A 19,427-nucleotide genomic window follows, 5' to 3' on the forward strand; every position below is an offset into this window, starting at 1 on the left:
CCGGGAATATTATTTAGCCTATCTTTTTTGTTCCTTAGTCACTTCATATGGCGGGGTTCTTTCCGCCTATTGTGATAAGGTTTCCTCTAAAAAACACTTTAATTCTAAATCTCTTTAGAAAACTACTATAGTATTTCAGTTTGAAAATCCTATTTGCCCATTAACTAAATCTATAATATGCTACTAATGAGGACGCTATAAGAACGGCGATCAGCATAGGCAACATTTTATATTCTTTCTTGATCGTATGGTTAATGATGCCCGCTACCATTATCATGCAATAACAGACTGCTGTAATAGGCGTAAGTATTGACGCAATGCCTGTCAACCAAGGAACAATTATGCCCACGCATCCAAGCAACTCTAACACACCAAGTATGCGGATAGGGCGCAAATTGCCGTCGGGTTTGATATGTCCATCAGCTATGTGGCTTTCTCTGCTGCCAGTAATTTTACCAACACCCGGCATAATAAAAAAAGCTGCTAAAACAACTTGTAAGGCCCATATAAAAGTATTCACGATTTTCCAATTTTTTGAAACAACAAAAGTAATTAAATAAGCATTGAGGTAAGAATAATACTAGACGGACACCATAGCTAATTTTAAAAATAAGTTTCCTCTGCCTTCTCGTGGAACAAGCCTGGGTGCTATCTACAGTTTTTGCAGCTTAGGTTTCAGACTTTTAATCCTATTCCCCTTTCCCGTCCATTTACTGTTCTTCACCGGCATTGGTATTTAGGCATCCACATTATGGTCACTTTCATCAATCAGCATAAACATATCAAAAGGAAATATAAATTTAACTTTTCGTTAATGGTATTTAATTTAAACTTGTTGTTTAACTTATAAATTACATTTATGAAAATCAAACACTTACTATTCACCTTATCTACAGCGGCATTTTTCTTGTCCGCTTGTCAGAAATCAGCTGTTGCCCCGGCTTTTAACAGCCAGGTATCTGCCCGGATCTCAGCGGGAAACCTGAACAAAAGCTTAGCCATAACGCAAACCTTCGACGAAGGCTTTGAATCAGGCTCCAAAACAGCTTATGCCGATGCCAGTGTAACTTTCACCAGCGGATCATGGGATCTGAACGACGCCCTTATTGGCACAAGCACCTCCGACGCTAAAACAGGCACTAAGTCTGTCCGCATTCGCAATACAGGCACACTTGGAATGAACTTCGATGTTAGCACCGGCGCATCAACCGTAACCCTAAGCTATGCCGTTTACGGCTCGGATGGCTCTTCTGCCTTCCAGCTGTGGGTTTCATCCAATGGCGGCAGCAGCTATACAGAGGTGGGCACCACCTCTGTAACAGCAAGCAGCACAAGCCTGGCAACCGCCACTTTTACAGTAAACCAGTCGGGCTCCCTGCGTTTTCAATTAAGGAAAACTACCGGCGGCACAAACCGCATCAATATTGACGAATTTACGATAAACAGCTTTGACAGCAGCTCGGGCGGTGGCGGAACCGGCGGCGGCTCAACAGCAGATAATACAAACCTGTTGCTGGGCAACCCAAGCGGCGCGACCAGCAGCATCACAAATGCTGACAACTACCTGATCGACCAAACCTATTATACCGAAAGCTATAACCGCGACAAGGGCGAGCCAAACTGGGTGAGTTGGTATGTTGGCAGCACTACTTTAGGTTCCGAAAGCCGGGCCAATGATTTCAGGGCCGATACCAACCTGCCTACCGGCTGGTACGAGGTACAGGCAACCAGCTATTCAGGTTCGGGTTTTGACAGGGGCCACAATTGCCCAAGCGGCGACCGCACCTCAACCACGGCAGCTAACGAGGCTACTTTCTTGATGGATAACATGATCCCGCAGGCGCCAAAGAACAATGAGCAAACCTGGGCCAGCCTGGAAGAATATGGCCGCAGCCTGGTAAGCGCAGGCAGCGAAATTTATGTGATTATGGGCAGCTATGGCTCCGGCGGTACCGGCTCAGCCGGTTCTGCAACAACCATAAACAGCGGCAACGTAGTGGTGCCTTCAAATATCTGGAAGGTAATTGTTGTAATACCAAATGGCAATAACGACCTGAGCCGCATTACCTCGTCAACAAGGGTAATTGCGGTAAACACCCCAAACATAAATACCATCAGCACCGATTGGACGCAATATATAACCACCGTACAGGCAATTGAAACAGCCACAGGCTATAGCTTGTTGACCAATCTTCCTGCGGCGGTAAGAGCAGCATTGGAAACGAAAAAGGATGCGGGAGCGATATAGGTATAAAATGACAATATGATTTTTGACGCCGGGCTGGAGCCCGGCGTTTTTTGTTTTAATAGATCTAAAGCTAAGCGTTCGTCTTGTACGGTTAGCCATCCGTCGCCTGCACAATGGCTTCGCAATTAATACCGTTGTGAACATTCCGAGCAGTCATTGTGATTCTTTCTACAACGACTTGACCTTAACCTGCGTTGGTTTGGTCGACTTGTTTTTCAAATATTGTCAAATGAGTGCTATTTGAATATATAATGCTAATTGTTAGATATTTACACAGACCTTAGTTTATTTTAATATTAAACGGTACATTCACTTCCGATTTAAACCTAACCTTATTTTAACCTATATTTATGAGAATAGTACCTAATATTTTCAGAATAGATAAGTCACACAGTGTACTTAAAGACCTTTCTGATACAGATTCAATCGTTCGAACTATAATTAGTCATTCATACAAAAAGAAAGATAGGAATCTTAATGAACAAGAGCTTAAACTAACAACCTTTAATAAAGAAAGCATAGATTACTTTCTTTATTACTATCAAACCGCTGACAAAGAATCGGACTGGTCGGATTTTCTTCCAGACGAACTCAAAGATAACGCGACCTTTTTACAAACTAAAGTTAATTTGGTGCTATTCATAGACACCGAATTTGAACTTTTTGCTGTTGTCGGGGGATCCGCATTCTGGATTGTCGCAACCTTTATGGATCATCTTTTTGGACTAATTACTTATGATAGGATCATATCATTAGAAAGCGATGAAGCGATTTCCACTAAGTCGAGGGGCATGACCGGGCACAGAGTAGGATTAAACGAACAATTTAGGGATGATTATCGAATGATGAACTACCTTCAGTTTGGAAAAATACCTAAAGAATTACACATAAAATTAGCCTCTGATACTAGCTTTGCACATTTCAATTTCCTGCTTTCGAAGCCCTTGGAAAAACTCCAAATAGCAGTCGGGAAAGGGTTTAAAATCAACAAGGAAGTAGATTTCGAATACCTCAATCGGGTTATCATAGCACTATGTGATATATTGACTATGCCGCCCAAAGACTTCTTGAGCTCGTATATTCAGGTACGGGAAGGGCAATATTTAGAACATCTTAGGGGGCTGTTGATGGACAAAATATATAATAACATTCCCATAGTTCTTAAAGAAAGCAATGATCCACGTGACATCTTCGAATTCGACTTTTGTAACCCCAGTAAGATTGAAGAGTTTTACGAAGCAGAACACTATGATTTAGTAGAACGAAGTGAAACTGTTAGAAAGAAAGATGGACATTTCGCCACTGTTAGAGACAAAAATGAAATTTACCCTACGGTAATTAAAAGGGCATATGAACTAAACGGTAATAATCAACAAGGGATATTCTTCTATCTTTATGGTGTAAGTGTTCAATGCTATATCGGAAACAAGCAGACCGCAACCTCAGGGTTTATGTACCATTTTAATGCAGAGTTTTCTGTTGGTAGCGACGCGGTTTTTTTAGTTGATAGTAAATGGTATAGATTAAAAGAATCGTTTATAGAAAGCCCTATTGGTCAAACAGAGCGCATTTTAAAGAATACTAAGCTAACAAATGGAATATTATTTGAGCCCTGGACATTCGATCCTGTAAAAAAACAGTTTAGTGATGAAGGCCAATACAATTTGCTTTATGACAGATTGACTGATTACATTGTTTTAGATACAATAATTGCGGATGGAATCGAGCTTTGTGATATTCTGTTTATTTCAGGAAATGAATTATATTTAATACACGTTAAGCATAGCTTTACTTCCAGAGTAAGGGAATTAACTAACCAAATATTGATCAGTGGCCGGAGACTAAGGGAGGCAATTGCATCTAAACAATCATCGTTTTTTGATAAACTCTATGATGGATTATTAAGTAAGCAACGTGGCACCAATGGCTTAAATAGGGATGAATTTTATAACTTATTTCTTTTAAAGAAGCCCGTATACGTTTTCGCGACAGCATCACAATTAATTAATGACCTTCCTATCGAAAGTAATATGGATAAATATGACTCCAATATCGCTCGCTTTTCGCTAACGACATGCTCAGGGGAAATGCAGACCAATTATTATGAATTAAAGACATTTCAAATACCAAGAGCCTAGGTTTTGCAAATTACGCAGTTTCCTTTTTTTGTGCTTTATCAATATTGAATAAGCGGAGCTATTATGGAACACTAAAATTAAGTTGACGCATCCCAAAGAGTTTTAAAACTTTATTCTGTCACATCATATATTATCTAACATATTAAATAACTATGCCAATCGAACAAAACCGACAATCAGTACTACGCCTATTTAATGAAAATTTCTATCCCCACATCATAGGGGATTTAGATGAATTAGATAACATTCAAGCATCAACAAACAGATCCGCCTGCGCTGTCCCAACAGCCATGTTAATTTTAAGCACATTAGAAATGTTGGGATATTTGCTAAAACCTGGTGGCAGATCAGGTGCTAGCTTGAATAACATTAAATTTGCTATCAAATATAATCGCTACTATCCGCAAGCTTATTCTACTTCCACAATAAAAGATTTAGTGACAATATATAGACATGGCATGATGCATAGCTTTTTTCCTAGTAATCAGACCACTAATCAGGTTTACGGGATTCACAAATCCCCAAATACAGTGTTGATGGAAAATATCACTATTACTGCAACAACTATTAAATCACTCAATGTTAACGTTTTATCTAAAGACTTTAGGCAATACATTAATAGTTTATACAGTGAAATTCAATCAACGACAGATGGGGTTTTACTGCAAGGAATTTGTAATAAATTCCGTACACGTTATCATTCATCTTTAATAACGACAGCTACAACGACAACACAAACAACCATCCCACCAGGATCCTTAAGGTGATCATAAAAAAATGCATCCGAATCGTTAGCATGATAAATAAATTTAACTCCCGAGCTGGTTCTAATATCTGCGCTGGCCAAAAGAAGCAGGCTACTGGTGTCCCCGCAGTTAAGTAGCCGTCATGAAAGTTGCAAAGTGCTTATCCTATCCAAAAATTATTTGTTTCGTTGGGATTGCGATTAATTACACGGCAATCTGTCGGGGGGCCATAAGGCAGGGACCTTTCGGCAGCCGCGAGACTTAAAAAGACGATTGAAGCATTGATTAACTGCAAAGCTTCCTCGGCGATAATTTACTTATTAAACAAGTTCTTAAAATATGATTTTTGATTTATATATTTAAAAAAACAACTTGAAGAACATTGCAATACATGAACGTCAACAGAATCCTGGTAGAACAAATTGACTGGGATGGCACCTCGAAATCTATAGCGTTTGATAATAGAACAGGAAACGCGATGTGGATTGCTTTTCCGAATGAATACGATGAGAAAAAGATAGGCCCCTTTTATTTTAAAAATTCACTTTTTCAATCACAATTTGCTAAACAATTTAAAGCTTCATTAAAGTGGAAACTAAAGGAAGAGCAGTTCAATTCCTCTGGCGAATTATATTTCTACAAAACTCAATGGAATAGTATTCCCGTTGAAATTAACTCCAATACTTACTATGCATTATATCTTCCTGAATTTGCAATACCAAATTCAATTGAAGTCACGAACGCGGTGTTTGGCAAGGGTGTCCCAAGAAATGTCTGGAAAGATTTGGAAGTTAACAGGTATATTATATATATACTTGGGCCACATTCACAAAAATCTCTTTCATTTAAAATAGAATGTAAATTTACTAAGGATAAGGATGGATTCTCAAATAGCAAATACTCTGATAAATTTGATAGTGACTTCTACGGCCATCCTTCTGAATGGAAACACGAATTTGATAGTTGGAATTTAAATCAGCAATCATTCTTCGCACAACAGGTCATCATTAATAATAGAACGCAGGATATTTCTAAAAAAAATAACCCATGGCTATCCGGCTCGTTTTACCTTTTCGTTTTAATAGTTGTAATTATAACAATAGCAGTGATTGCTAAATTTCTTCCCTGGTATTCCCTACCAATCATTGTAATAGGAAGCATATTGATTATAGGTGTTATAGGTGCGTTGCAACTTAGGAACGATGGTGAGTTATCCGAAGATAACTTTATCAAGCTAATGGTTGCAAGCTATAAAAGATTGCCCCTCTTGCGACAAAAAAGCAATCAGAAGAAAGAATCATAAGCTACCGCTTGCCTTTACCTCATTTGTTGCTAGATGAGCGCCTGGTATAAGCCCAGCTTGCCTGACGCTCGTGACTCCTAAGTGCTACATAATATCACGCCAGACTTCGGTCGATATTAGCCAGCTTCCGGTAAACTAAACGCTCCTCGACCTGGCGCTAGTATCCTAACTGGCCAAAAAGAGGTGGACTACTAGTGCCCCCGCGTTCAGGCAGTCTTATGACCGTCACAAAATGCTTGTCCTATCCCCAAATTATTTATCCTGTTTCGTCGGGATTTCGAGTTAAATACCCGGCAATCTGACGGCGGCCACAAGATTGAAGCCTTGCTGCAGCGGCATTAATAATAACATTATGTCAATTATTGATCTAATTTAGAATTAGCTCTAAATATATCAAGAGTGACACCTATCTGAGCTTGTACAAAATTGAGCCTGGTATCACTGTTTTGTTGATTAAAAGATCCTCTAATAAAAAGTTTTGAACTTTCAGATGTTTTAAAATAACCATCTATCCAGTAGGAACTAATTCCTTGTCCTTTATTTTGTAAATAATTATCACTTAGCATTTTATTACCTAGCCAACTATAACCAAAAGAGAATTGGTAACGCGAATCAGGTAGAAATGTAAACATTAAATTAACGCCATACAAAGCCACGTTGACGGTATTCGTAGAAGCAACTGGTGTTTTAATCAGCTTGTTAGCGGATATGGAAAGGCTATCTGTTATTGAGGTACGATAAACACCTGCTTTTCCGTCTATCAATACATTTAATTTTATTTGGGGAAAACTAAAATTCAGCATGTTAACATTCAATGTAAAGCTGTTAAGTTGATACTTATATAAATCAATTGTATTTAGGTTTAACACTTTTTTCTTTTTCGAAATCAAGTTTGCTGCACTCCCTATTGTATCTGGGATGAGATTCTTATTATTATTGTCAATTTTCGAAAATCTAACAACTGGTTCCACATAAGTTAGCCCCCCGAAATATGCATACTCACTAAAGAATTTTGTTTTATCTTCTAGAAGGAATATCTTTTTTCTTCCTTCTATTTGAATCAATCCATTCGGGCTTTTACCGTCTGTTCCGATTAAATCTGTATATGATCTAACTTCTAGTATTTTAGAGCGCTTTTCTTTTTTAACAATTATGTCGTCAGAAGTCGGAGTCAACGAGATTACTTGATTTGCAGGACTATAATCTTCTTTTTCGGATTCAAGAATTGGCCTAAAATCAATTAATTCAGCGAGATTAAATTTTGCGTTCGAAATTATACACGGTTGAGGATTATTTTGGTCTTTAGTTAAAGCTGAGTAATTTGCAATATCTGCCTTTAAAAGTTCTTCCACCCTGCAAGCATCAAATGCATACATTTCATTGTCTCTCAATCTCTCTGGAGAAAATTTTCCACTTATTCCAATAGGGAAGTTATTTCTAAATTGAATACGGCCATCTTCTAATTTGTCTTTTGTTTTTTGGTCAGGAACTTTAACTGTTAAAAAGAGATTTTTTATTGTTCCGTCTTCAAATTCTATGTCGACCTGTTCGACGCTAACAATAATGCTTTTTGTGCTATTGACATCTTTATTGGTTGCATCAAGTTTATATTCTATAGTAACTGGCAAATTAGCTTTCAATAACTTAATGTGGGCTGTGTTAGGTTGGTCATCTTTAATTTCAATCCTTGCTTCGACCTTAGCAAATACACTTATTGAGGCTTCTCTTATATTAACTTTTTTTAGAGAAGTTAGAGTGGCGAAGGAATTATTAAAGGCAGCATAATATGCTTCTGCATTTTGGCTGAACAGGGTAAAGGTTTGATCGAAATTGGCGGTTGATTCGACGTTTGTAATTTCAGTTTTTACTTTTCCTGTTCCATCAATTATGATATGGTAATTAAAGACTAGATTTTTATTTGCAACTGAGTCATTTAATTGGAAGGTTCCTGTTAATTCTTTTGTCGTATTGGAATTAGTCGCAGTACTTTGGCTGTAACATACAAATACATTGAGTAAAAGGAATAGGAACAGAAACAGAGGTTTTTGAACTTTCGTGTGTTTCATTGTGAGTGATTTAAGTTAAGTATTTAAATATAAGCACTTTATTATTTAAATAGAAATAAAGTTTTGATAGAGGAATGATAAAATATGATTGGTTTAATCCCAGCCTGGCGCTAGTATCCGCACTGGCCAAAAAGAGGCGGGCTACTAATGCCGCTACGTTTAGGTATCCATCATGACAGTTGCAAAAATGCCTGTCCTCTAAAAAAATTATTTATCCCAGCCTGGCGCTAGTATCCGCACTGGCCAAAAAGAGGTGGACTACTAATGCCCCCGCGTTCAGGTAGCCATTATGACCGTCACAAAATGCTTGTCCTATCCAAAAATTATTTATCCTGTTTCGTCGGGATTTCGAGTTAAATAATCTGCCTTGTCCTGAAATAGGTTTACACAAAAAATGAAACATTCTGACAATCAACATGTTTCACAGCGTTCCGGGTGTTCCACCTATAAAAATGGAACGCCTGGAACGGCGGTATCGTAGATAAAGAAGTAATTATCATCATAGCGTAAACAATAGGAGTTAGCGGCGTTTAACACTAAGTAAGAAGTTGCACAAGTTTTTAGAAATTTCTACCGGATAATATATATTTGTACCCCTTCGGGATGTAGCGTAGCCCGGTATCGCGCCAGCATGGGGTGCTGGAGGTCGTGGGTTCGAATCCCGCCATCCCGACAGAACAATTAAAGCCTTACTCGTTGAAAACGAGTGAGGCTTTTTTATTTTGCAGCGGTTGTAAACTTTGTTTACAAAAAGCGGAGAAATAAAAAAGACGAAAAGCGCAGCGTAAGGCTTTAATTGTTGTGTCACCCCCCCTACCAGGATCAGTGCAGCTAATCCTGCCATCTCGACGATACCAAACATGGCTGAAATAAGATCTTGAAACCTGCGGCTTTAACCTGCCTGGCTTCTGTAATTGATTATAAAATACTTTATATGCGATCGATTGCACAAATCTCGGAATTGACTTATCTTCGGTCCGGTATCAATAAATAAACAATTGAAAATCATGTCAAAATTACAAAAGAGTTTGAAGCGGGCAATCTTGTTAGTGCTTGCCCTACCTACGTTCTCGCTTGCGCAAAGTTACACGAAAATTCAGGCTGGTATCAAGGCCAATATAAACGGACTTTCGGTAACTATTAAATTTTATTCACCTGTAATCGTCCGGGTAACAAAATCGCCCGTTCAACATTCATTTGATAAGTCCAGTATTTCGGTCGTAAAACAACCAGAAGTTGTTCCTGTCCAGGTTTTAACAAACGCCAATAAACTAACTATTTCAAGCAGGCTGCTCGAGGTGGAACTTAATTTAACTACCGGCAACATACGTTTTTTTGATAAAGTAAAGAATCGCACACTTCTTTCAGAAAAGGCAAGCGGGGCAGTATTTACGCCCGTTGATGATAATGGCAAACAAAAATATGATGTGCGCCAGGCATTTTTGCTGGATACAAATGAGATAGTTTACGGTTTGGGTCAGCAGCAAAATGGCAAGCTCAGCCAGCGCGATGAGAAAATATTCTTACAGCAAAACAATACCAAAGTCTGCATTCCGTTCATTCAATCTGTAAAAGGATACGGATTATTTTGGGACAATTACTCACCCACAACTTATAACGATACCAGGAACGAAACCTCATTTGATTCGGAACGGGGCGATTGTATTGATTATTACTTAATGTATGGCGGTAGTACCGATGGTGTTGTTAAACAAATGCGGAACTTAACCGGGCAGGCACCGATGAAGCCTTTATGGGCATACGGATTTATACAATCGCGTGAGCGGTATAAAACCCAGTTTGAATTGGTAGACGTATTGAGAAAATATCGTACGCTTGGCATACCAATAGATGGCGTTGTGCAGGATTGGCAATACTGGGGCGCTGATAGCGTCTGGAATGCCCAGGCATTTAACCCTGTTTCATATCCGAGACCACAGGCAATGGCAGACAGCATACACAAGATGCATGGGCATTTCTTTATTGTTTCATGGCCCGGATTTGGACCCAAAACACCACAGTTTGCCGAATTTCAGGATAAGCATATGCTTATTAATTTTGACACGTGGCCTCCGAATAGTGGTGCCAAACCTTATGATGTTTCCAATCCGGCTGCACGGGATATATATTGGTCGTACCTGAACAAAGGCATTTTTTCAATAGGACCTGATGCATGGTGGCTTGATTCCACAGAACCGGATCACATTAATGTTAAAGAATCAGATTGGAATCAACCAACCTATCTTGGCCCCTATCGCGATTGGTTAAATGCATTTCCGTTGCTCCATTCCAAAGGCGTGTATGAGCATCAACGCAAAACCAGTGAAAGCAAAAGGGTAATCCTGTTAACAAGATCAGCATTTGCAGGCCAGCAACGTTACGGTTCCGATACATGGAGTGGTGATCTTGGCTCGACCTGGCAAAATTTAAAGAACCAGATCCCCGCCTCGCTCAACTTCTCACTCACCGGTTTGCCCTATTGGAATGTTGATATAGGCGGATTTTTCGCAGGGGAATATGTTAAAGGCGGGGGGGCCCGGAACCCTGATTTCCAGGAGTTGTATGTAAGATGGATGCAGTTTTCAACCTTTACGCCAACTATGCGTTCTCACGGAACTGATGTGCCACGCGAAATTTATCAGTTTGGTGGCCGTGGAGAATGGCCATTTGATGTGCAAGAGAAATATATCAACTTAAGATACAGCCTGTTGCCATACATCTATTCTACCGGATGGGACGTAACCCACTTATCAGGATCTTTCTTACGACCACTTGCAGCTGATTTTGCAAACGATAATAAGGTACTCAACATGAACACCGAATTTCTGTTCGGGAAATCCATCTTAGTTGCACCGGTTACTGATAAAGGCGCGAAAAGCAAGCCGGTTTATCTGCCTTCGGGTACTTCCTGGTACGATTTCTGGACCGGTCAGAAAGTTTCGGGCGGGCAAATAATAGAAAAGGAAACCCCGATCGGGATCATTCCTTTATACATCAAAGCAGGATCGATAATCCCCTGGGGGCCTAAAGTTCAGTATTCATCGGAAAAGCCATGGAACGATTTGGATATTAGGATATATGCAGGAAAAGATGCCAGTTTCACGTTATACGAGGATGAAAACGACAACTACCATTATGAAAAAGGCAGCTATACAGAGATAGTATTCCATTGGAACGATAAAACCAAAACCCTAAGCATCTCCGACAGAAAGGGTAATTTTCCGGGAATGCTCAAAAAAAGGAAATTTAGCATCTACATATCTCCGGCAGAATCGACGCCCGAAAAAGGAAGGACCATTGAATATTCAGGCAAAGCAATAGCAATTAAGTTTTAATGCCAACTGCAATTATCATGTCCTGAAATACTTCTTTGCGAAGGTATCTTTTCACATTTGAAAGTGCAAATAGTACCAAGTAGAGTGAGCTACGAGATTATAGCTTAAAATAACATTGATAACCAGCGGGTTACGAACAGTGTTCGATTCCCCTACGAATCTTCGACCAAAACAAGCTTTCGTCATTCAAAAATATTCATTATATTTACATAACAAGTTCATTGACTATAAATTATACGGATAAACAGGCTTCAAAATCCACCTAATGAAAGCACATTATATGCGCCCTATTCGGTGCCCGTCCTTGTTTATTTTCGATATAACATGCTGAATATCATAGAATTAAACGGCTGGATAATCTTCTTGCCATCCCGACTTAAAAGTCAAAAGCCTTAAGACGAAAGTCTTGAGGCTTTTTTGTGGGCCATCGCGTCAGGATAGGAGAATGTTATTCGTTTGTTTTTCCATCATCAATTGATAGAAAGCCTCCTGGGTATCATCTCCACATGCTGATCCGGGCGCTATTGGTATTGATTTAAGGTGTTGGTCAATCAAACCTGATTTCCGATAAGGTGCTAACTGGAGCTTTATAAAGCTAAATATTTCCTCTTTGCAGGCTTCGTCATATACCGGGAATACGACTTCGACCCTCGATCGCAGGTTGCGCTCCATCCAGTCCGACGATCCAAGAAAAACCTTCGGCGCATTGTTGTTGTTAAAAATAAAGATCCTCGAATGTTCCAGGTACCGCCCTATAACGCGGGTTAACGTAATGTTTTCGCTAAGCCCCGGTACGCCCGGCCTTAAACGACAAATACTGCGCACGATCATCTCTATTTTTACGCCCGCATTAGATGCCTCATAAAGTGCATCAATCATCTCGCTATCTTCCAGGTTATTTAGCTTGATAATAATTTTGCCCTCACCTCCGTTTTTGGCAATCGTTATTTCGTCGTTTATCAACTCTTTAAACCTTTGTATGATGTTAAATTGAGAGACAAGCAAATGATTAAATGGTGCAGGCTGCTTACCGGTATACAAATAAAGAAATACATCCTTTAATTCTTCATTCATTAGCGGATTGGAGGTGAGCAGGCCGATATCAGAATAGATCCCGGCTGTTCTTTCGTTAAAATTCCCGGTACCATAAAAGCCATAAGTTTTAGTTTTACCATCTTTTATGCGGGTGATCAAAGCGGTTTTGGCATGAACCTTTATATCAGGAAGGCTATAGGAAATTTCAATTCCCGCCTTTTCCATTTTCTCCGCCCATAGCAGGTTGTTAGCCTCGTCAAACCGGGCCTTTACTTCTACAAACGCCCTCACCTTTTTGCCGTTTTTAGAGGCACTGATCAACGCATTCACGATATGGGAATCGGATGCAACCCGGTAAAAAGTAGCCATGATCTCGGTTACGTAAGGATCAAGTACTGCCTGGTTAAAGAATATCAATACATGGTCGTATGACTGATAAGGAAAATGCAATAAAAAATCCTTTTCGTTCGATGCCTTAAAATAATGTTTGTAAGATGCGAGTGCGTGATGTTTTAACGGCTTCCATTTGGCCAGGCCCGGTAAAGAATTCGCCGGAATTGGAAAGGAGAAAAAATCGCTCATTTGCTGGTACCTCCCGGTAGGGGTTAACTCGTCGCTTTCTATTTCAAACAGATCTATGCATTGTGATACCAGCGCTTTTGGCATGGCTGCATCGTACTGAAACCGGGATGGTGCCCCGAAGGCACGCTGCGCTAACCTGATCTTCATTTGGTCGGCAATAGTTCCTGAGTATTCGTCAAGATTAAGCTCGGCATCCCTGTTCAGCTTAACAGAGAAGCAACCTTTCACCGTATAGTTTTCCAGGAACTTTTCTCCCCCGATGCGTATAATGTCATCCAGATAAATTACGTAGTGTTTATCTTCTATCTTCGGCAGCGATATAAACCGGGGAAGGTGCTGGGTTGGCAGGTTTAATAATATCAGGCTTTCGGGATTTTTTTTATTTGACACCTGCCATACAAAATACAGTTGCCTATCCTCAAGAAACGGAGTGGTTTCATTTGTGAGCCAAATTGGCTGCAAATAGGACGCCACCTGGGTGTTGAAGTACTCATATATAAATTCAAGATGTTCCTCGTATACTTCCTGATGATTCTGGTAAAGGATAATGTTATTTGCTGCTAACCCGGGAATCACAACAGTTGCCAAAATAGAACGCAAGTGACTGGTTTGATGGCTTGCTTCTTTACGGACGGCAGCCAGGATGTCGTGATAAGAACAGTTCTCTTCATCATTAAACTCGCCCAATTTGCTTAGTGTTTCTAAGTGAGAAACCCTTACTCTATAAAACTCATCCAAATTGGATGCGTGGATAGCGATGAATTTTATTTTTTCAGCAAGGGGCAATTGCGGGTCTATACTTTCTTCCAGCACGCGGTGGTTGAAGCTTAACCAGCTCAGGTCCCGATTAAAATATTTTGCTGTTTCAATAGCAGGCGCACTTGAATTTTCCATTGTAGTTAAATATTGTTTTTATCAGATGAAGGATAGACTAATTAGCTCATACACTTTCTATTCTTTATATCAATCAAATACTCATAAGTGTACTGTTCGAAAATAAACACATCTTATTATGGCAATATTAAATTTTGATGAATTCCAGCAGGAGTTAACTGTAAACCGGGTTTTACGTTTTCGAAAAATATTTTCAAATAAATTTGCGCAGTTGATTGACTGCGCTTACATTTGCAGTCAATCAACTGCATGTTTATATGAGACGAGACGTTTTCCAGGCCATAGCCGATCCAACCCGCAGGGCCATTTTAACTTTACTTGCACTGGGGGCCATGACGCCCAATGCCGTAGCAGAGCACTTCGAAAGCACCAGGCAGACGATATCAAAGCATATGCAAATCCTTACCGAATGCGAAGTTTTGATACAGAAGAAAACCGGTAGAGAAATATATTATCACTTTAATCCCGAAAAAATGAAGGAAATAGACATTTGGCTCGAACGCTTCCGCAAGATGTGGGAGGACCGCTTTGATCAGTTAGACAACCTGTTAAGCGACTTATAAACCAAACAAATAGATCCAATTTCTTTTACTTAAATAGTACAAACCGCTTATAAAAACAAAACAATTATGACAAACAATTTTGTGTTCGAAAAAGACCTTGCCGCTAAAAAGATTCACGTAGTACGCGAGTTTAACGCGCCGATTGAAAAAGTATGGAAAGCCTGGACAGACCCTGACCTGCTTGAAAAATGGTGGGGGCCGAAACCATGGGTAGCCAAAACCAAAACAATGGATTTTACTGTGGGTGGCGTTTGGCTGTATGCCATGGAGGGTCCCGAAGGCCAGAAGCACTGGAGCCATGCAAAGTTTACCGCTATTGAAAACGGCAGCCGTTTCGCGGCAGATACGGGATTCTCTGATGAGCATGGTACTGTACCGCCAGCCGCATCCGTAGGGCATTGGGACAACAAATTTGTAGCCATAGGCGATAAAACCAAGGTGGTGGTAGACGTTAGCTTTGATGATGAAGCAACCATAAAAATGATGGTAGAAATGGGCTTTGAAGGCGGCTTCACTATGGGCCTGAACCAGCTGGAGGAGTTGCTGGGATAGTTTGCAGCGTTTATTTTATTCAACAACGGGGAGCTGCTGAATAAATACCTGCCGGTTTAGGCTGCGATCAGATGCACATTCCGGCTTCTCCAAGCCTTTTAAAAGGGGGGTGAAGATTATCCCGCCATCCCAACTTGAAAGTCAAAAAGCCTTGAGGCAAATGTCTTGAGGTTTTTTCTTATCATCCTCCCCGTTTTGCTTGAAAAGTCGCCCTTGTGGTGCAGACTAAGTCTAAAAACGGATCATCGAAAAACAGATCTTTAATCAATTAATGAAAAATACTGATTGCCGCATAATGGTCCATCAGCCGTTCCCAGGGCGCAAAACCCACAATAAAATTTAACAGCACATGCTGAATGGCGAACAGCGCCAGGGCGATCACGTAGGGTTTCCTGATCTTGCCGCTGCGGTGGTCGTCCCAGATGAGGACTAAAAGTACCAGCTCAACAAGTGCATAACTTACGTTGAGGGTAATGTTAAAGGTATTTATGACCGGGATCAAAAACAACAAACGGCCTAACCCGGGAATAATAAATATAAATGCGGTAGCGGCCATATAACGTGCATGTTCCTGGATCTTACGCCGTGTTACGATAGCCATTACGTAAAAATAGAGGAACTGGATAACCGAAAAGGCATCGACAAAACTCAACTGGTAAACCGAGTTAGGCGGATAACTTGCCTTTGACGCGATCATGGTTTGCTCCATCATACATACACTTAATACCACAAAAGGTACCAGCACAAACGATACTTTACCCAAAATACGGTGCCATTTAAGTTTAGTTTTGGTAGTGAGGATAGGCTGCACAATCAGCATCAACATCCACAATAAAGCAGCAAGGCCGTGAAACTGGTGTTTATTATCGGTTGCACCGAATTTTAGGAGGAAGGAATTATAAAATCCTGCCAAAATAATCAGCAGGCCAAATCCAAAATACCAGGGCGCATTGCCATATAACGGTTTCTTTTTGCGCTTTGCCTTTACCGGCTCGTTGTGTTGTAATGTTGTATCCAAAATTCAGGCTTCGTTTTAAATAGAAATTATTTGAAAGATAATTATAAATTGATAAAAAACGACAAAACATGGCTAAAAATAAATAGTGCTATTTAGCTATATACTGTTGAATATGAAGATGTTTAAAATAAATGACTTGTAGCTGCTTTGCATATATCATCGCGATTACAAAATAATTTTCAAATCAAGTAAATCGTTTTAGCAAGATTTTATTTACCTTGCCTCCCGAAACCATTGTGAGCCTTTTATGAAACCGATTTTTTGCCTGTTGGTCACCTGTTTATTGCTATCTCAAAACAGATCTTACGCACAAACCATAGCGCTGACGTGGAAGCTTTATCCGCAGGAAGAAAACACCTATAGCTTAAAACAACTGTCGGCACCCGGATTAAATACCAACAATTGGGTTAGTGCCGTAGTGCCGGGGACTGTCTTTTACGCATACGTAAAAGCCGGGAAAGAAAAGAACCCGGATTACGCTGAAAATATTTATAAGGTTGATAAGGCAAAATATAACCGTCCGTTTTGGTATCGCACGGAGTTTTCTGCCAAAGGCTTTGCTCCCGGCAAAAGGATCTGGCTCAACTTCAATGGCATTCATAAGATTGGTGAGATTTACCTGAATGGCAACCACATCGGCACCATTAAAGGCATTGTTGAACGGGGATTATACGATGTTACGTTCTTACTGAATAAAAAAGCACCGAACGTTATTTTAGTGCTGGTTACCCCTCCGCGTAACGACCCGGAACATAATCACCCTTTGGCTAACTGGGAAGCCCCCACTTATATCAGCAGCGCCAGCTGGGATTGGATGCCCGCCGTTCCCGGTTTAAACAGCGGCATTACGGATACCGTTAGCGTCACCTCGACGGGACCGGTTGCGGTTGCAGATCCCTGGATCCACACCAGCATGCCTGATAAAAACACTGCCGATCTAACCGTTAACGTACACCTCAGCAACACATCGCCATCAGCAGTTAGCGGCACGGTTAAGTTTACCATCAATCCCGGCAATATTACCGTTAGCGGGCCGACGCTGAAGTTAGATGCAGGCAGCAGCCAAACCGTAAATTACGACTGGAAGCAGTTTGCACAGCTGCATATCAAAAACCCTAAGCTATGGTGGCCAAACGGTTATGGCGGCAAAGCCGACGGCACGCAAAATTTATATACCTGTACCGTTCGTTTTGATGTTAACGGGGTAACAACGTCTGACGTGGTTACCAAAACATTCGGCATCAGGAAAATCACTTCCGACACTACTTCCCTTAACGGCCCCCTGCGGGTTTATATTAATGATGTGCCGGTATTGCTGAAAGGCGGCAACTGGGGTATGAGCGATTATATGCTGAAGGCCCGCGGCAAGGACTATGAAACCCGCATCAGGTTCCATAAGGAAATGAACTTTAACGTGATCAGGAACTGGACCGGCGAGGTTACCGATGAAGCATTTTATACCTACTGCGATAAATACGGCATTATGGTTTGGGACGATTTCTGGCTGAACAATTTCGGGCAGATCGACAGCCTGGAGATCTTTAGGCGCAACGCGATAGAAAAAGTAAAAAAATTAAGGGACCACCCATCGATTATAATATGGTGCGGAGCTAACGAAGGCGTACCCGGAGGCAATCCAAACGGACCGTTGAACCTCGCTATTAAAAACGCGGTGAAGGATAACGATGGCGAGGACAGGTTATACCTCGCACGTTCAAACGCCGGGGAAACCAACCCGAATTTTTCTATCCATGGCGGCAGCCGGGTTTTGTCGGGCAGCGGGCTCTGGAGCAACGCCGATCCTAAAACATATTTTACCGATCCGCACAACGGTTACCTGTTCTCTAAAGATTCTTACGGGATGCGCAGCGAGCTGGGTACGGCAACCTTTGTGAACGTGGAAAGCTTCAAAAAATTTATGCCGGCAGATTATTGGGTAGCACCAACTCCGGAGGCCGTTAACAGCAAAACCAATATGTGGGCCCGCCACTATTTCAGTACCGACGGCGGCATGGGCGGCGGTTCCGATCCTGTAAAATACATCAACACCATTAATAACAGCTACGGGAAGGCAACTTCACTGGAAGACTTTTGTAAGAAGGCCCAAATGCAAAATGTAGAAACGATGAAAGCCATGTATGAATCATGGAACGATCATATGTGGAAAGATGCTTCCGGCATGCTGATCTGGATGAGCCAATCGGCTTATCCGTCTATGATCTGGCAAACGTATGATTACTATTATGACCTTACCGGTGCTTACTTTGGCGCTAAAACGGCCTGTGAACCTGTCCATATCCAATGGAACCCTGCCACCAATTCTGTCAAAATAATTAACAACAGGCCTTATGATATTTCAGGGCTAACTGCCGAAGCATCCGTTTACAATATGGACGGTAAAATTGTGCCGGCGTATTCGCTCAAAAATCAAGTGAGTGTTAGCGCCACATCGGCAACGGAGGTTTTTAAAGTATTTGAAAAAAACGACCTGCCGAAGTTGTCCCCTGTTCATTTCTTAAAGCTGAAGTTATTTGACACCAAGGGTAAGCTGCTGTCTGAAAACTTTTACTGGATAGGGAATACCTATTTGGATTATACCGGTTTAAATAAAATGCCTGCCGTCGGTGCAAGCCTGGCTGTAAGCGCGCCGGTAATATCTACCGCAAAAAATGGCGTTAATAAATTGCTTAAATACGTTATTGTAAATAAGTCGAAAACTACTGCTGCCTTTGGCATCAGGGCGCAGCTGCTAAATAATGCCGGGGAACAATTGTTGCCTGCAATATACAGCGATGGCTACTTTTCGTTGATGCAGGGGGAAACCAAAACACTTGAAGTTGAAATTGAGCCCAAGTTGTTGAGTAAAGGTTATAAATTACAGGTAAAGGCTTATAATGAATGATTGTAAGTGCTTACCTATAAATCTGTCCGATCCCGACGCCGGGAT

General features: G+C 40.9%; 12 protein-coding genes and 1 tRNA gene. 9 read left to right on the forward strand and 4 right to left on the reverse strand.

Going from position 1 to position 19,427, the window contains the following annotated elements; all coding sequences use genetic code 11:
- Window positions 1–160: 160 nt before the first annotated feature.
- Window positions 161–520 carry a DoxX family protein gene (locus KXD93_RS24570; protein ID WP_258140083.1) on the reverse strand — a complete coding sequence of 120 codons (360 nt, stop codon included), beginning with the start codon at window positions 518–520 and terminating at the stop codon, window positions 161–163.
- 339 nt (window positions 521–859) lie between these two features.
- Here KXD93_RS24570 and KXD93_RS24575 point away from each other — a divergent pair, with 339 nt between their 5' ends.
- The 4 genes from KXD93_RS24575 (at window position 860) to KXD93_RS24590 (ending at window position 6,435) form a co-directional block, all read left to right on the forward strand.
- Complete coding sequence (locus KXD93_RS24575; RefSeq protein ID WP_258140084.1) at window positions 860–2,248, forward strand: DNA/RNA non-specific endonuclease; 1,389 nt, start codon at window positions 860–862, stop codon at window positions 2,246–2,248.
- A 350-nt stretch (window positions 2,249–2,598) separates the two neighbouring features.
- Window positions 2,599–4,386 carry a DUF6119 family protein gene (locus KXD93_RS24580; RefSeq protein ID WP_258140085.1) on the forward strand — a complete coding sequence of 596 codons (1,788 nt, stop codon included), beginning with the start codon at window positions 2,599–2,601 and terminating at the stop codon, window positions 4,384–4,386.
- Window positions 4,387–4,538: 152 nt separating this feature from the next.
- Complete coding sequence (locus KXD93_RS24585; RefSeq protein ID WP_258140086.1) at window positions 4,539–5,153, forward strand: hypothetical protein; 615 nt, start codon at window positions 4,539–4,541, stop codon at window positions 5,151–5,153.
- Window positions 5,154–5,523: 370 nt separating this feature from the next.
- Window positions 5,524–6,435, forward strand: coding sequence for a hypothetical protein (locus tag KXD93_RS24590; protein ID WP_258140087.1), 912 nt, complete (start codon window positions 5,524–5,526; stop codon window positions 6,433–6,435).
- Between the two features lie 359 nt (window positions 6,436–6,794).
- On the opposite strand, the gene KXD93_RS24595 is transcribed toward KXD93_RS24590, so the two are convergent.
- A complete protein-coding gene (locus KXD93_RS24595) occupies window positions 6,795–8,501 on the reverse strand; it encodes a hypothetical protein (protein WP_258140089.1) in 1,707 nt (568 codons plus the stop codon).
- A 599-nt stretch (window positions 8,502–9,100) separates the two neighbouring features.
- On the opposite strand from KXD93_RS24595, the gene KXD93_RS24600 reads away from it, so the two are divergent.
- Both KXD93_RS24600 and KXD93_RS24605 read left to right on the forward strand, forming a co-directional pair.
- Window positions 9,101–9,174, forward strand: a tRNA-Pro gene (locus KXD93_RS24600).
- 334 nt (window positions 9,175–9,508) lie between these two features.
- The gene (locus tag KXD93_RS24605) at window positions 9,509–11,836 is read left to right on the forward strand and encodes a glycoside hydrolase family 31 protein (protein ID WP_258140090.1); all 2,328 of its coding nucleotides are present in this window, start codon (window positions 9,509–9,511) and stop codon (window positions 11,834–11,836) included.
- Between the two features lie 432 nt (window positions 11,837–12,268).
- Here KXD93_RS24605 and ppk1 read toward each other — a convergent pair whose 3' ends face one another.
- Complete coding sequence (gene ppk1 / locus KXD93_RS24610; RefSeq protein WP_258140092.1) at window positions 12,269–14,347, reverse strand: polyphosphate kinase 1; 2,079 nt, start codon at window positions 14,345–14,347, stop codon at window positions 12,269–12,271.
- A gap of 257 nt (window positions 14,348–14,604) precedes the next feature.
- On the opposite strand from ppk1, the gene KXD93_RS24615 reads away from it, so the two are divergent.
- Window positions 14,605–14,910 carry an ArsR/SmtB family transcription factor gene (locus KXD93_RS24615; RefSeq protein WP_258140093.1) on the forward strand — a complete coding sequence of 102 codons (306 nt, stop codon included), beginning with the start codon at window positions 14,605–14,607 and terminating at the stop codon, window positions 14,908–14,910.
- Window positions 14,911–14,976: 66 nt separating this feature from the next.
- Window positions 14,977–15,462, forward strand: coding sequence for an SRPBCC family protein (locus KXD93_RS24620; protein WP_258140095.1), 486 nt, complete (start codon window positions 14,977–14,979; stop codon window positions 15,460–15,462).
- Between the two features lie 268 nt (window positions 15,463–15,730).
- Here KXD93_RS24620 and KXD93_RS24625 read toward each other — a convergent pair whose 3' ends face one another.
- Window positions 15,731–16,480: a hypothetical protein gene (locus KXD93_RS24625; protein WP_258140096.1), complete on the reverse strand. Its 750-nt coding sequence runs from the start codon at window positions 16,478–16,480 to the stop codon at window positions 15,731–15,733.
- 247 nt (window positions 16,481–16,727) lie between these two features.
- Here KXD93_RS24625 and KXD93_RS24630 point away from each other — a divergent pair, with 247 nt between their 5' ends.
- Window positions 16,728–19,382, forward strand: coding sequence for a glycoside hydrolase family 2 protein (locus tag KXD93_RS24630; RefSeq protein WP_258140097.1), 2,655 nt, complete (start codon window positions 16,728–16,730; stop codon window positions 19,380–19,382).
- The last annotated feature ends 45 nt before the right edge of the window (window positions 19,383–19,427 follow it).

The sequence above is a fragment of the Mucilaginibacter phenanthrenivorans genome (genome assembly GCF_024721155.1).
Classification (GTDB): domain Bacteria; phylum Bacteroidota; class Bacteroidia; order Sphingobacteriales; family Sphingobacteriaceae; genus Mucilaginibacter; species Mucilaginibacter phenanthrenivorans.

Coding starts and splice junctions, on each gene's coding strand:
- KXD93_RS24575 (WP_258140084.1), top strand. CDS start 860: ATGAAAATCAAACACTTACTATTCACCTTATCTACAGCGGCATTTTTC.
- KXD93_RS24580 (WP_258140085.1), top strand. CDS start 2,599: ATGAGAATAGTACCTAATATTTTCAGAATAGATAAGTCACACAGTGTA.
- KXD93_RS24585 (WP_258140086.1), top strand. CDS start 4,539: ATGCCAATCGAACAAAACCGACAATCAGTACTACGCCTATTTAATGAA.
- KXD93_RS24590 (WP_258140087.1), top strand. CDS start 5,524: ATGAACGTCAACAGAATCCTGGTAGAACAAATTGACTGGGATGGCACC.
- KXD93_RS24595 (WP_258140089.1), bottom strand. CDS start 8,501: ATGAAACACACGAAAGTTCAAAAACCTCTGTTTCTGTTCCTATTCCTT.
- KXD93_RS24605 (WP_258140090.1), top strand. CDS start 9,509: ATGTCAAAATTACAAAAGAGTTTGAAGCGGGCAATCTTGTTAGTGCTT.
- ppk1 (WP_258140092.1), bottom strand. CDS start 14,347: ATGGAAAATTCAAGTGCGCCTGCTATTGAAACAGCAAAATATTTTAAT.
- KXD93_RS24615 (WP_258140093.1), top strand. CDS start 14,605: ATGAGACGAGACGTTTTCCAGGCCATAGCCGATCCAACCCGCAGGGCC.
- KXD93_RS24620 (WP_258140095.1), top strand. CDS start 14,977: ATGACAAACAATTTTGTGTTCGAAAAAGACCTTGCCGCTAAAAAGATT.
- KXD93_RS24630 (WP_258140097.1), top strand. CDS start 16,728: ATGAAACCGATTTTTTGCCTGTTGGTCACCTGTTTATTGCTATCTCAA.